Raw genomic sequence first — 13,757 nt, forward strand, 5'->3', positions numbered from 1 at the left:
GGAAGCAGTCTCTTATGGTATCAGCCCGGCCAGAGGCTGCCAAATTTGATTTCTCGGTGGCCCGGGAAACGCAACTAAAGTTGGTGTCGGTGGCGGGTTTATGGTATAAAGCGCGCCGGCGATCCGTAAGTTGGTCCTTGTGACCATAACGGAAAAAGCCGAAAATACTTTAACTGCACTCACATTGTGTAAATAACACACACGTATCGGCACATTCGCCGGGGTGCCCTGAGGTGATTTATCACCGCCGGGGTCGGCGTTATGGGATACGTGGAGGCATAACCCCAACTAATCTATATAGAGGTTTAATCATGGCAACTGTTTCCATGCGCGACATGCTCCAGGCCGGTGTACACTTTGGTCACCAGACCCGTTACTGGAACCCGAAAATGAAGCCTTTCATCTTCGGCGCACGTAACAAGGTTCACATCATCAACCTGGAAAAAACCGTACCAATGGCCAACGCAGCACTGGCTGAACTGACCAAGATCTCTTCCCGTAAAGGCAAGATCCTGTTCGTTGGTACCAAGCGCGCAGCAAGCGAAGCGGTAAAAGAATATGCCAACAACTGCGATCAGTTCTTCGTGAACCATCGCTGGTTGGGCGGCATGCTGACTAACTGGAAAACCGTTCGTCAGTCAATCAAGCGTTTGAAAGATCTGGAAATCCAGTCTCAAGATGGCACCTTTGACAAGCTGACCAAGAAAGAGGCGCTGATGCGTACTCGCGAACTGGCCAAGCTGGAAAACTCTCTGGGTGGTATCAAGGACATGGGTGGTCTGCCTGACGCTCTGTTCGTAATCGATGCAGATCACGAACACATCGCGATCAAAGAAGCCAACAACCTGGGTATCCCGGTATTCTCTATCGTTGATACCAACTCTGATCCAGACGGCGTTGACTTCATCATCCCTGGTAACGACGATGCAATCCGTGCAATCAAATTGTACCTGACTGCCGTTGCTGCCGCCGTCCGTGAAGGTCGTTCTCAAGATCTGGCCGTTCAGGCGGAAGAAAGCTTCGTAGAAGCTGAATAATAAGGCAAGCTCGTCACAGAGCCCTTATTAACCAGGTATTGAATATGTTGGTTAGAGGGGCCTAAATAGGCCCCTTTTGCTTATCTGAATGAGAACTATCTCCGTGCGAGATAACCGAGGAAAAAGAAATGGCTGATATTACCGCTGCCCTGGTAAAAGAACTGCGCGAGCGTACTGGCGCTGGCATGATGGATTGTAAAAAAGCTCTGGTCGAATCTAACGGCGACATCGAGCTGGCAATCGAAAACATGCGTAAATCCGGTGCGATCAAAGCAGCGAAAAAAGCAGGCAACGTAGCTGCTGACGGCGTGATCAAAACCAAGATCGAAGGCAACTACGGCGTGATCGTAGAAGTTAACTGCCAGACTGACTTCGTTGCTAAAGATGCCGGTTTCCAGGCGTTCGCGGACAAAGTGCTGGAAGCCGCTGTTGCAGGCAAAATCACTGATGTTGACGTCTTGAAAGCACAGTTCGAAGAAGAACGTGTAGCACTGGTTGCAAAAATCGGCGAGAACATCAACATCCGTCGCGTAGCTTCCCTGGAAGGCGAAGTGTTGGGCAGCTACCTGCACGGCGCACGCATCGGCGTTCTGATTGCCGCCAAAGGCGCTGACGAAGAACTGGTTAAGCAAATTGCCATGCACGTTGCGGCTAGCAAACCTGAATTCGTGAAGCCTGAAGACGTGTCTGCTGAAGTGGTAGAAAAAGAGTACCAGGTTCAGTTGGACATCGCCATGCAGTCTGGCAAGCCGAAAGAAATCGCAGAGAAAATGGTTGAAGGCCGCATGAAGAAATTCACCGGCGAAGTTTCTCTGACCGGTCAACCTTTCGTTATCGAGCCAAGCAAAACCGTTGGCCAAGTGCTGAAAGAGCACAACGCTGACGTTGTTAACTTCATCCGCTTCGAAGTGGGCGAAGGCATCGAGAAAGTTGAAAATGACTTTGCTGCTGAAGTTGCAGCAATGAGCAAACAGTCTTAATGACTGTTAATGGAGCCGCCATCTGGCGGTTCCATTTTATCCAGCCAGAATTACACCGGTGGCAGGCCCTGTGGCACTATACTCAGCACAGGCGCGCTTCATCGGCTGAAATCCCCAATACTAATACTGCTTCTTAGGACAGAACACCATGGCAACCAATGCAAAACCCGTATATCAGCGTATTCTGCTCAAACTGAGTGGCGAAGCCCTGCAAGGCGCAGAAGGTTTTGGTATCGACGCCAGCGTTTTGGATCGCATGGCTCAGGAAGTGAAAGAGCTGGTCGAACTGGGAATTCAGGTCGGTGTAGTGATTGGCGGCGGTAACCTGTTCCGCGGCGCGGGTCTGGCGCAGGCCGGAATGAACCGCGTAGTGGGCGACCACATGGGAATGCTGGCTACCGTGATGAACGGCCTGGCTATGCGTGATGCACTGCACCGTGCCTATGTGAACGCCCGCCTGATGTCGGCCATCCCGTTGAACGGCGTGTGCGACAACTACAGCTGGGCCGAGGCAATCAGCCTGCTGCGTAATAACCGCGTGGTTATCTTCTCTGCCGGTACCGGCAACCCGTTCTTCACCACCGATTCAGCAGCTTGCCTGCGTGGGATTGAGATTGAAGCCGACGTGGTACTGAAAGCGACCAAAGTCGATGGTGTATACTCCGCCGATCCGGTCAAAAACCCGGATGCGACGCTGTACGAACATATAACCTATCAGGACGTGCTTGAGCGCGAGCTGAAAGTGATGGACCTGGCGGCGTTTACGCTGGCCCGCGATCACGGTCTGCCGATCCGCGTATTCAACATGAACAAACCGGGCGCGTTGCGCCGCGTGGTGATGGGTGAAAACGAAGGTACGCTGATCAGCAAATAAAGCTGTTCTGCCAAATTTAGCGGGAGCGGGTAACGCCGAGCGTTGAGCGCTTTCCTCAAGTAAAATTCACGGGCTATACTGATGTATGGCCTGCCAAGTAACCCGTTTCTAAAGGTTCGCAACGTGATTAATGAAATCAGAAAAGATGCTGATTCACGCATGGAAAAAAGCGTAGAAGCATTCAAAAACCAAATCAGCAAAATCCGTACCGGCCGTGCTTCCCCAAGCATCCTGGACGGCATCATGGTGGAATACTATGGTTCTGCTACGCCGCTGCGTCAGCTGGCTAACGTGACCGTAGAAGACTCCCGCACTCTGGCCATCAACTTGTTTGATCGTTCCCTGGGTTCAGCGGTAGAAAAAGCCATCATGTCTTCAGACCTCGGGCTGAACCCAAGTTCAGCAGGCAGCGTGATCCGCGTTCCGCTTCCTCCTCTGACCGAAGAACGCCGTAAAGATCTGATCAAAGTTGTGCGCAACGAAGCCGAGCAGGGCCGCGTGGCCGTGCGTAACGTTCGCCGCGACGCCAACGACAAAGTTAAAGCGCTGCTGAAAGACAAAGAAATCAGCGAAGACGAAGATCGTCGTTCACAGGAAGATGTTCAAAAATTGACCGATGCTTACATCAAACTTCTGGATGCCGCTCTGGCGGATAAAGAAAAAGAGCTGATGGATTTCTAATCAGCATCGCGCAGAAAAAAAGCGTCGCCTGGGCGGCGCTTTGTTTTTTGTGGCGCAGATCCCGTTTCATCGTACTGATTGATCATGGACAAGCGGTGGCCAAGGTTACACACTGGAACACCTCCGATCTCATCAGACAGTTATTCAGAGTGAACTCATGAAGCAACTGACTATTCTTGGTTCCACCGGCTCAGTGGGAACCAGCACCCTGGCCGTGGTCAGGGAAAATCCCGACCGTTTTGCGATTAAAGCGCTGGTAGCAGGCCGCAATGTAGCGGTGATGGCGCAACAGTGTATGGAGTTTCGCCCGGCTTATGCTGCGATGGCGGACGAAGGCGCTGCGCGCGAACTGCGTGACGTACTGGCGGAAAACGGCGTTGGCACAGAGGTGCTGGCGGGTGAACAGGCCGCCTGTGAGTTGGCGGCGCTGGATGATGTCGATCAGGTCACCGCTGCTATTGTTGGCGCTGCCGGACTGTTGCCGACGCTGGCGGCGATCCGCGCCGGCAAGCAGGTATTGCTGGCGAACAAAGAGTCGCTGGTGACCTGTGGCCGACTGTTTATGGACGCGGTACAAAAGAGCCAGGCACAATTATTGCCGCTGGACAGCGAGCATAACGCGATTTTTCAGAGTTTGCCTGAAAGCATTCAGCGTCAGTTGGGATACTCTTCATTGGTCGAACATGGTGTTTCGCGCATTGTGCTTACCGGTTCCGGCGGTCCGTTCCGTACTACGCCGTTGGACCAGTTTGCCACAATGACGCCGGACCAGGCTTGCGCCCACCCTAATTGGTCAATGGGGCGCAAGATCTCGGTGGATTCCGCCACCATGATGAACAAAGGACTGGAATATATTGAGGCCCGTTGGCTGTTCAACGCTTCGGCTGAACAAATGGAAGTGATTCTGCACCCGCAGTCGGTGATTCACTCGATGGTGCGCTATGCTGATGGCAGCGTGTTGGCCCAGTTGGGCACGCCGGATATGCGTACGCCAATCGCTCATGCGATGGCTTACCCGCAGCGGGTCAACTCTGGCGTGGAAGCGCTGGATTTCTGCCGTATCGGTTCGTTGACCTTTGCCGAACCTGAGCGGGAGCGTTACCCCTGCCTTTATCTGGCGATTGACGCCTTTGATGCCGGTCAGGCGGCAACTACCGCGCTGAATGCGGCTAACGAAGTGGCCGTTGCGTCCTTCCTGCAAGAGCAGATTCGCTTTACCGATATTGCGGCAGTGAACCAAAAAGTAGTCGAACGGTTGTCTTTGCAGGAACCGTCCTGCATTGATGCGGTCTTAGACATAGATCGTCGGGCCCGTGAAGTTGCCGTTGGGGTAGTGAAGTCACTGCGTGGTTGATACCGGCTATTATCCTATTTTGTTCGTAAATTACGCGTGCCGCAGTGGGGCCGTTTGTTCATGCCCGGCTGAGGTGGTATAGTCTGCGCCACTTGTCAGCGGTTATACCGTTGAATTATGGCCTGATTGGCATCTTGGATGCCGATAGCGCCCCGGATATCACCGGGTGTGCGCAGGCAGACTGAAAAGCCGTGTCGGGCACACGGCTTTTTTTGCGCGTAAGGGCCTGATGTTCCGGAAGGGCAGTTGTATTTCTATTGAGGAAATAAGTACGAGTTATGTCGTCCGCAAATCAACAAGAGGCTAATCCGTCCGTCTTTGGGCCACGACATGTCGCCATTATTATGGACGGCAACGGGCGCTGGGCTAAACGTCAGGGCAAGTTACGTGTCTTCGGTCATAAAGCAGGGGTGAAATCGGTACGTCGCGCGGTCAGTTTTGCCGCCAACAACCATTTAGATGCACTCACGCTTTATGCCTTCAGCAGTGAGAACTGGAATCGTCCGGTACAGGAAGTCTCCGCGCTAATGGAGCTCTTTGTCCGTGCCTTGGATAGTGAAGTAAAAAGCCTGCATAAACATAACGTCAGACTGCGGGTGATCGGCGACATCAGCCGTTTCAGCACGCGTTTGCAGGAGCGGATCCGTCGCTCTGAGCAGCTGACAGAAAATAACGATGGCCTGACGCTCAACATCGCCGCCAACTATGGTGGTCGTTGGGATATCATTCAGGGAGTAAGAGGGCTGGCTGAGCAGGTGCAGGGTGGTTTGCTGCGTCCGGATCAAATCAGCGAAGAGTTATTGGGCGAACGGGTCTGCATGAACGATTTGGCACCGGTGGATCTGGTTATCCGCACCGGTGGCGAACATCGCATCAGTAACTTCTTGCTGTGGCAAATTGCTTATGCCGAGCTTTACTTTACTGATGTACTCTGGCCTGATTTTGATGAACTTGTCTTTGAAGGTGCGCTGAATGCATTTGCACAACGTGAGCGTCGCTTCGGGGGAACAACACCTAACGGCGCCGATGCGTCCTAGGGGGAACTTTTGCTGAAGTATCGCCTCATAACCGCTCTGATCTTGATTCCGATTGTTATCGCGGCGCTGTTTTTGCTGCCGCCGGTGGGCTTTGCCCTGGTAACGCTCGTTGTGTGCATGTTAGCTGCCTGGGAGTGGGGCCAACTGGCCGGTTTTACTTCCCGCTCGCAGCGCATCTGGTTGGCGATACTGTGTGGTTTCCTGCTGGTTCTGATGATGCTCAGTATTCCAGCCTATCACCAGTCGGTCCATTTGCCTCAGGTAGGCGGGCCGCTGTGGCTGTCACTGGCCTGGTGGCTGGCGGCGCTGCTGCTGGTGCTGTTTTATCCCGGCTCCGCGGCGCTGTGGCGTAATTCACGCCCGATTCGCCTGCTCTTTGGCCTGTTGACCATTGTGCCGTTCTTTTGGGGCATGCTGGCATTGCGTCAATTCGGCTACGAACAAAATCATTTCACCGGTGCCTGGTGGTTGCTGTATGTGATGCTGCTGGTCTGGGGCGCGGATTCCGGCGCTTATATGTTCGGCAAGCTATTTGGCAAGCACAAGCTGGCGCCGAAGGTTTCTCCAGGGAAAACCTGGGAAGGATTAATCGGCGGTCTGGTTACCTCGGCATTGATATCCTGGCTGTTTGGTCGTTATGCACCCTTGAATGTGGTGCCGGCAACCTTACTGATTTGTTCGGTGATCGCCGCGCTGGCCTCGGTGCTGGGCGACCTTACCGAGAGCATGTTCAAACGCGAAGCGGGTATCAAAGACAGTGGTCATCTGATCCCGGGTCATGGCGGAATACTGGATCGTATCGACAGCCTGACCGCAGCAGTGCCTGTATTTGCCTGCCTGATGCTGTTAGTGTTTTAATCCGTCAACGGCGGGGAGTGAAGGGATTATGGTTAGCGTGCTCTGGAACTTGGTCGCATTTCTTGTTGCGCTCGGTGTTTTAATCACCGTGCATGAGTTCGGGCACTTTTGGGTCGCCCGTCGCTGCGGCGTCCGTGTAGAACGCTTCTCCATTGGTTTTGGGCGCGCATTATGGCGCCGCACAGACCGCCAGGGCACCGAGTATGTGATTGCCCTGATCCCGCTGGGCGGTTATGTGAAGATGCTTGATGAGCGGGTTGATTCGGTTGCGCCGGAACTCCGTCATCAGGCATTTAACAATAAAACCGTATGGCAACGCGCAGCTATTATCAGCGCCGGCCCCATCGCCAACTTCCTGTTTGCTATCCTTGCTTATTGGCTGGTGTTCATTATCGGCGTGCCCAGTTTCCGTCCGGTGATTGGTGAAATATCACCACAATCGATTGCCGCACAAGCCGAAATTTCGCCCGGAATGGAACTAAAGTCCGTTGATGGCATCGAAACGCCTGATTGGGAGTCAGTTCGTTTGGCTCTGGTGGCGAAGATTGGCGACGCGGAAACCGAAGTGGGTATCGCTCCGTTCGGCTCTTCGCAGGTAGTGACTAAAACCCTGGATTTACGCCAGTGGAATTTTGAGCCTGACAAGCAAGATCCCGTGGTAGCACTGGGTATTATTCCGCGCGGCCCACAGATAGAATCAGTTCTTGCCGAAGTGCAGCCGGATTCGGCGGCGCAAAAGGCGGGTTTGCAAGCGGGGGACAGGATCGTTAAAGTCGATGGTCAGTTGTTGGGCCGTTGGCAAACGTTGGTCAAGCGGATCCACGATGGTCCTGGGCAACCGCTGGTTTTAGAGATTGAAAGAAACGGCGCCCCCTTGTCTTTGACGCTGATACCGGATACAAAGCCGGTGGGAAAAGACAAAAGCGTGGGGTTTGCGGGCATCATTCCGAAAGTGTTGCCGCTGCCGGCCGAGTATAGAACGATTCGTCAGTATGGACCTTTCCCGGCGCTGTATCAGGCCGGGGACAAGACTTGGCAGCTTATGCGGCTTACGGTCAACATGCTGGGTAAATTAATAACCGGTGATGTAAAGCTGAACAACCTGAGTGGCCCGATTTCGATTGCACAGGGAGCAGGGGCGTCAGCTGGGGTCGGGTTTGTGTATTATCTGATGTTTCTCGCGTTGATCAGTGTCAACCTGGGTATCATCAACCTGTTCCCATTACCGGTGTTAGATGGTGGGCATCTCCTCTTCCTGGCGATAGAAAAGCTGAAGGGTGGGCCGGTTTCCGAGCGAGTACAGGACTACAGTTACCGCATTGGTTCGATCGTGTTGGTGCTTTTAATGGGTCTTGCACTTTTCAATGATTTTTCTCGTCTTTAGGGGCGAGAATAGGTTAGGAAGAACGCATAACAACGATGGCGATGAAAAAGTTGCTCATAGCGTCGCTGCTGTTTGGCAGCGCCACCGTATACGGTGCAGACGGGTTCGTAGTGAAAGATATTCATTTCGAAGGCCTGCAGCGAGTCGCCGTCGGTGCGGCGTTACTCAACATGCCGGTTCGCGTAGGCGATACCGTCACTGACGATGATATCAGTAATACCATCCGTGCCTTGTTTGCCACTGGCAACTTCGAGGACGTTCGCGTGCTGCGCGATGGTAATACGCTGATTGTTCAGGTTAAGGAACGCCCTACCATTGCCAGCATCACTTTCTCCGGCAACAAGTCGGTGAAGGATGACATGCTCAAGCAAAACCTGGAGGCCTCTGGCGTTCGGGTTGGCGAGGCGCTCGACCGCACCACGATTTCCAGCATTGAAAAAGGGTTGGAAGACTTCTACTACAGCGTCGGCAAATACAGTGCCTCGGTGAAAGCCGTAGTCACGCCATTGCCGCGTAACCGTGTCGACCTGAAATTGGTGTTCACGGAAGGGGTTTCCGCCAAGATTCAACAAATCAACATTGTCGGCAACCATGCCTTCACTAACGATGAGCTGATTTCACGCTTCCAACTGCGTGATGAAGTACCGTGGTGGAACGTGGTTGGCGATCGCAAATACCAGAAACAAAAGCTGGCGGGCGATCTTGAAACCCTGCGCAGTTTCTATCTGGACCGCGGTTACGCACGCTTCAACATTGATTCGACTCAGGTCAGCCTGACGCCGGACAAAAAAGGCATCTACATCACCATCAATATCACCGAAGGTGAGCAGTACAAGCTCAGCGGCGTGATGGTGAACGGCAATCTGGCCGGGCACTCGGCGGAAGTCGCACAGTTGACCAAGATCGAACCGGGTGAACTGTATAACGGCAGTAAAGTGACCAAGATGGAAGACAACATCAAAACGATGTTGGGCCGTTATGGTTATGCTTACCCGCGAGTTGCCACTCAGCCCGAGATCAACGACGCGGATAAAACCGTCAAGTTGCACGTGAATATCGATGCGGGCAACCGCTTCTACGTGCGCCGTATCAAGTTTGAAGGCAACGACACCAGTAAAGACTCCGTTCTGCGCCGTGAAATGCGTCAGATGGAAGGTGCGTGGCTGGGCAACGCTCAGGTCGAACAGGGTAAAGAACGTCTGAACCGTTTGGGTTATTTTGAAACGGTCGATGTGGAAACCCAGCGCGTGCCGGGTACTGCCGATCAGGTTGACGTTACCTACAAGGTGAAGGAGCGCAACACCGGTACCTTCAACTTCGGCGTCGGTTACGGCACCGAGAGCGGCGTCAGCTTCCAGGCTGGCGTGCAGCAGGACAACTGGCTGGGTACCGGCTATTCCGTCGGCATCAGCGGCACCAAGAACGACTACCAGACGTATACCGAGCTGTCGGTAACCAACCCGTACTTCACCGTTGACGGTGTTAGCCTGGGTGGCCGTATCTTCTACAACGACTTTAAAGCGGATGATGCGGACCTGTCCGACTATACCAACAAGAGTTACGGTATAGACGGTACTTTGGGCTTCCCGATCAACGAAAACAACTCGTTGCGTACCGGCTTGGGTTATGTGCATAACGGCCTGTCGAACATGCAGCCACAGATTGCCATGTGGCGTTATCTGGACTCGATGGGTCTGAACCCGAACACCACCGATCGCGCCAGCTATTCTGCCGATGACTTCACGCTGAATCTGGGTTGGACCTATAACAACCTTGACCGTGGTTATTTCCCAACCTCGGGTAACCGCACCACGCTGAATGGTAAAGTCACCATTCCGGGGTCGGATAACGAATACTACAAGATGACGCTGGACAGCGTGCAATACGTGCCGATCAACGACGACCGCACCTGGGTGCTGTTGGGTCGTGGTCGTCTGGGTTATGCCGATGGTCTGGGCGGTAAAGAGATGCCGTTCTACGAGAACTTCTACGCCGGCGGCTCAAGTACGGTTCGTGGTTTCGGGTCGAATACCATTGGTCCGAAAGCGGTGTACTACAATTCCAACTCTTACAATTGCGCATATACTGGCGGGAACACGACTACGCGTCCGGGCATTTGTAATTCGGATGATGCAGTGGGTGGTAACGCCATGGCAGTTGCCAGTATGGAGCTGATCACGCCAACGCCATTTATCAGTGAAAAATACGCCAACTCAGTGCGTACCTCACTGTTCATGGATGCAGGCACCGTGTGGGATACCAACTGGGATAACAGCAAGACGCAAGGCTACGACATTCCGGACTACAGTAAAGCGAGCAATATCCGCGTTTCTGCCGGTATTGCCCTGCAATGGATGTCACCGCTGGGGCCGTTGGTGTTCTCTTACGCCAACCCGCTCAAGAAATACGAAGGCGACAAGTCCGAACAGTTCCAGTTTAACATTGGCAAGACCTGGTAACAGGTCCCGCCTCTGGGTATAGCAGTTATTAAGAATCGCAAATGCCAGATGCCCGAAAGGACACAGAGAGATGATTCTCATTGTTTCACGGGATAAGTCTGGCAGATTGTGTACTTCAAGTGTCATATGACACAAATGGGTGATGGTAAGGAGTTTATAGTGAAAAAGTGGTTGTGTGCCGCAGGCCTCGGTTTAGCAATGGCTGCTTCAGCTGGCGTTCAGGCAGCAGATAATATCGCTGTAGTTAACGTCTCCAGCATTTTCCAACAGTTGCCAGCACGTGAAACCGTGGCTAAACAGCTGGAAAACGAGTTCAAAGGCCGTGCGGGCGAACTTCAGAACATGGAGCGTAGCCTTCAGACCAAAATGCAACGTTTGCAACGTGATGGCGCTACCATGAAAGCCAGCGATCGCAGCAAATTGGAAAAAGACGTGATGGCTCAGCGCGAGCAGTTCTCTCAGAAAGCTCAGGCTTTTGAGCAGGACAACCGTCGCCGTCAGATGGAAGAGCGTAACAAGATCCTGAGCCGTATTCAGGACGCTGTGAAATCTGTTGCCAGCAAAGAAGGCTACGACGTAGTTATCGATGCTAACGCCGTTGCTTACGCAGGTTCTTCTAAAGACATCACTGCCGACGTGCTGAAACAGGTTAAATAACAAATGCTTTCAATTCGACTGGCTGATTTAGCGCAGCAGTTGGATGCACAATTGCACGGTGATGGCGATCTCGTCATCACCGGCATTGCTTCTATGCATTCGGCACAGGCTGGCCAAATCACGTTTTTGTCAAACAGCCGCTATCAAGAGCAGCTGGCCTCCTGCCTGGCAAGCGCAGTAGTGCTTACCGAGGCAGATCTACCACACTGCCGTTCTGCGGCGCTGGTGGTTAAAAACCCTTATCTGACTTACGCGCGCATGGCGCAACTGATGGACACCACGCCGGCTCCGGCTCAGGATATCGCCCCAAGCGCGGTCATCTCACCTGCAGCTACTCTGGGGCAGAATGTTGCCATCGGGGCGAATGCGGTGATCGAGTCAGGTGCAGTACTCGGCGATAACGTGGTTATCGGCCCGGGTTGCTTTATCGGCAAACGCGCACGCATTGGCGCAGGTACGCGTCTGTGGGCGAATGTAACTATTTATCATGAAGTCGAGATCGGCCAGCAATGCCTGATCCAATCAGGCACTGTGATTGGCGCTGATGGTTTCGGCTATGCCAACGAACGCGGCGACTGGATTAAAATCCCCCAGTTGGGCACGGTGATTATCGGCGATCGCGTCGAGATCGGCGCTTGCACCACCATTGACCGCGGCGCGTTGGATAACACCCAGATCGGGAATGGTGTTATCATCGACAACCAATGCCAGATTGCACATAACGTTGTGATTGGCGACAATACTGCCGTCGCCGGCGGTGTGATTATGGCGGGCAGCCTGAAAATCGGCCGCTATTGCCAGATCGGCGGAGCCAGCGTGATCAACGGTCACATGGAGATCGCCGATAAGGTTGTTGTCACTGGAATGGGAATGGTTATGCGACCAATCACCGAACCTGGGGTATACTCTTCGGGCATTCCGTTACAACCCAACAAAGTTTGGCGTAAAACCGCTGCGTTGGTGATGAATATCGATGAGATTAGCAAGCGCTTAAAAGCTGTCGAACGAAAAGTCGAAAAAGACTAATCACTGCCGCCCGCCTCGCTGGGTACAAAACGAAACGCGTTGGTCATAAGACCAAAAGCGCAAAGAGTTGTTAATTTGCGGCCTGCATGATGATCTCCTTTTGGGGTCAGCGCAGGCCGTGTTGTTGATGCCATCAGTTTTTAGAGACAGGAAGAGTATTTTGACTACTGACACTCATACTCTGGATATTGCAGAAATTTTGGAGTTGCTTCCTCACCGTTACCCGTTCTTGCTGGTCGATCGCGTCCTTGATTTTGAGGAGCACAAATTCCTGCGTGCGGTGAAGAACGTATCTGTAAATGAGCCGTTTTTCCAGGGGCATTTCCCTGGCAAGCCGATTTTTCCAGGCGTATTGATTCTGGAAGCAATGGCGCAGGCCACCGGTATTCTGGCGTTTAAAAGCGTCGGCAAGCTGGAGCCGGGCGAATTGTATTACTTTGCCGGTATCGACGAAGCCCGTTTCAAACGACCGGTAGTGCCAGGCGATCAGATGATCATGGAAGTCACCTTTGAGAAAACTCGTCGCGGTCTGACGCGCTTCAAAGGCGTAGCAACCGTTGACGGCAAAATTGTTTGCGAAGCAACCATGATGTGTGCGCGCAGCCGGGAGTCTTAATCCGTGATTGACAAAACCGCCTTTATCCATCCAAGCGCGATTATCGAAGAAGGCGCCATTATCGGCGCTGGCGCGCACATCGGTCCCTTCTGTTACGTCGGCTCCCAGGTGGAAATCGGCGCTGGCACGGTACTGAAATCCCACGTTGTGGTGAATGGTGTGACCAAAATCGGCCGCGACAATCAGATCTATCAATTTGCCTCTATCGGCGAAGCGAATCAGGATCTGAAATACGCGGGTGAACCGACGCGTGTCGAGATTGGCGATCGCAACCGCATCCGCGAAAGCGTCACCATTCATCGCGGCACGGTGCAAGGCACCAGTCTGACCAAGATCGGCGACGACAACCTGTTCATGGTGAACGCGCACATTGCCCATGACTGTATCGTCGGTAATCGCTGTATTTTCGCCAACAACGCGACGCTGGGCGGCCACGTTGAGGTTGATGATTATGCGATCATTGGCGGCATGACGGCAGTGCACCAGTTCTGTGTGATTGGTGCTCACGTTATGGTTGGCGGCTGTTCAGGCGTTGCTCAGGATGTGCCACCTTTTGTCATCGCGCAGGGTAATCACGCCACGCCATTCGGTATCAACATCGAAGGGTTGAAGCGTCGTGGTTTTGATAAAGAGGCGCTGCATGCCATTCGCAATGCCTACAAACTGCTTTATCGCAGCGGTAAGACGCTGGACGAAGCCAAGCCTGAAATCGAAGCCCTGGCCAAAGAGCAGCCGGTCGTGCAGCAGTTCCTCGATTTCTTTGGCCGTTCAACCCGCGGTATTATTCGCTGACC

General features: G+C 53.3%; 13 protein-coding genes. All 13 read left to right on the forward strand.

The window, feature by feature from the left end:
• The first annotated feature begins 311 nt into the window (after positions 1-311).
• Positions 312-1,037 (forward strand): 30S ribosomal protein S2, encoded by a 726-nt coding sequence (gene rpsB / locus D4100_RS21995; RefSeq protein WP_004952226.1) that lies wholly within the window; start codon positions 312-314, stop codon positions 1,035-1,037.
• 128 nt (positions 1,038-1,165) lie between these two features.
• Positions 1,166-2,017 (forward strand): translation elongation factor Ts, encoded by an 852-nt coding sequence (gene tsf / locus D4100_RS22000; protein ID WP_006318687.1) that lies wholly within the window; start codon positions 1,166-1,168, stop codon positions 2,015-2,017.
• Positions 2,018-2,165: 148 nt separating this feature from the next.
• Positions 2,166-2,891, forward strand: coding sequence for a UMP kinase (gene pyrH / locus D4100_RS22005; protein WP_004952223.1), 726 nt, complete (start codon positions 2,166-2,168; stop codon positions 2,889-2,891).
• A 123-nt stretch (positions 2,892-3,014) separates the two neighbouring features.
• On the forward strand, positions 3,015-3,572 hold the full coding sequence (gene frr, locus D4100_RS22010; protein WP_006318684.1) for a ribosome recycling factor: 558 nt from the start codon (positions 3,015-3,017) through the stop codon (positions 3,570-3,572).
• Positions 3,573-3,729: 157 nt separating this feature from the next.
• Complete coding sequence (ispC, locus tag D4100_RS22015; protein ID WP_006318682.1) at positions 3,730-4,926, forward strand: 1-deoxy-D-xylulose-5-phosphate reductoisomerase; 1,197 nt, start codon at positions 3,730-3,732, stop codon at positions 4,924-4,926.
• A 278-nt stretch (positions 4,927-5,204) separates the two neighbouring features.
• A complete protein-coding gene (gene ispU / locus D4100_RS22020) occupies positions 5,205-5,963 on the forward strand; it encodes a (2E,6E)-farnesyl-diphosphate-specific ditrans,polycis-undecaprenyl-diphosphate synthase (protein WP_006318680.1) in 759 nt (252 codons plus the stop codon).
• Between the two features lie 9 nt (positions 5,964-5,972).
• The gene (gene cdsA / locus D4100_RS22025) at positions 5,973-6,821 is read left to right on the forward strand and encodes a phosphatidate cytidylyltransferase (RefSeq protein WP_006318679.1); all 849 of its coding nucleotides are present in this window, start codon (positions 5,973-5,975) and stop codon (positions 6,819-6,821) included.
• A gap of 28 nt (positions 6,822-6,849) precedes the next feature.
• Positions 6,850-8,205, forward strand: coding sequence for a sigma E protease regulator RseP (gene rseP, locus D4100_RS22030; protein ID WP_006318678.1), 1,356 nt, complete (start codon positions 6,850-6,852; stop codon positions 8,203-8,205).
• Positions 8,206-8,240: 35 nt separating this feature from the next.
• The gene (bamA, locus tag D4100_RS22035) at positions 8,241-10,664 is read left to right on the forward strand and encodes an outer membrane protein assembly factor BamA (RefSeq protein WP_006318677.1); all 2,424 of its coding nucleotides are present in this window, start codon (positions 8,241-8,243) and stop codon (positions 10,662-10,664) included.
• 159 nt (positions 10,665-10,823) lie between these two features.
• Entirely contained in the window at positions 10,824-11,321 is a 498-nt protein-coding gene (gene skp / locus D4100_RS22040; protein WP_004952213.1) for a molecular chaperone Skp, read from the forward strand.
• 3 nt (positions 11,322-11,324) lie between these two features.
• On the forward strand, positions 11,325-12,347 hold the full coding sequence (gene lpxD / locus D4100_RS22045; RefSeq protein ID WP_006318676.1) for a UDP-3-O-(3-hydroxymyristoyl)glucosamine N-acyltransferase: 1,023 nt from the start codon (positions 11,325-11,327) through the stop codon (positions 12,345-12,347).
• Between the two features lie 160 nt (positions 12,348-12,507).
• Positions 12,508-12,963, forward strand: a complete 456-nt coding sequence (gene fabZ / locus D4100_RS22050) for a 3-hydroxyacyl-ACP dehydratase FabZ (RefSeq protein WP_006318674.1) — start codon at positions 12,508-12,510, stop codon at positions 12,961-12,963.
• A gap of 3 nt (positions 12,964-12,966) precedes the next feature.
• The gene (gene lpxA / locus D4100_RS22055) at positions 12,967-13,755 is read left to right on the forward strand and encodes an acyl-ACP--UDP-N-acetylglucosamine O-acyltransferase (protein ID WP_006318673.1); all 789 of its coding nucleotides are present in this window, start codon (positions 12,967-12,969) and stop codon (positions 13,753-13,755) included.
• The last annotated feature ends 2 nt before the right edge of the window (positions 13,756-13,757 follow it).

Origin of the sequence: Serratia inhibens (assembly GCF_003591175.1) — a bacterium.
GTDB lineage: Bacteria > Pseudomonadota > Gammaproteobacteria > Enterobacterales > Enterobacteriaceae > Serratia > Serratia inhibens.